The sequence below is a fragment of the Streptomyces cacaoi genome (assembly GCF_006539165.1).
GTDB classification, from domain to species: domain Bacteria; phylum Actinomycetota; class Actinomycetes; order Streptomycetales; family Streptomycetaceae; genus Streptomyces; species Streptomyces cacaoi.
The window spans coordinates 1-583 of sequence record NZ_BJMM01000191.1 but is presented as its reverse complement, the minus strand read 5'-3'; the positions used below and the strand labels follow the sequence as shown (position 1 = coordinate 583).

1 protein-coding gene is annotated in these 583 nt (G+C 70.8%); it reads right to left on the bottom strand.

What is annotated here, in order from left to right; genetic code table 11:
* Positions 1–583: AMP-binding enzyme (locus SCA03_RS34880; RefSeq protein WP_141275915.1), on the bottom strand; the 583-nt coding region annotated here is incomplete at both ends.

Below are 583 nucleotides of genomic sequence, written 5' to 3'. Positions count from 1 at the left end.
GCGCACGCCGGTCCAGCTTCCCGCTCGCGTTCAACGGCAACGCATCCAGGGTCACGAACGCGGCCGGCACCATGTACTCCGGCAGCATTCCCGCCACGTGCTCCCGCGCCTCATCCACGGACAGGCCCGAGCCCGGGTCCTGGGGGACGAGGTAGGCCGCCAGACGCTTCACACCCGGACGGTCCTCCCGCGCCACCACCGCAGCCCGCGCCACCCGCCCATGCGAAGCCAGCGCGGCCTCGATCTCCCCCAACTCGATGCGATACCCACGCACCTTGACCTGGTCATCACCACGACCCGCGTACTCCAGGACGCCATCCGCCGACCACCGCACCACATCACCACTGCGGTAGAGCCGCTGACCCGGCGCGAAGGGATCGGCCACGAAGCGTTCGGCCGTCAAGCCCGGACGCTCGTGGTAGCCCCGGGCCACACCCTGGCCGCCGATGTACAACTCACCCCACACACCCACCGGCACCGGCCGCAACGACCCGTCCAACACCCGCAGACTCTTACCCGCGACCGGACGACCGATCGGCACCGAGCCGCCGGCGGGCGCGTCCTCCTCGTGCGAGAACCAACC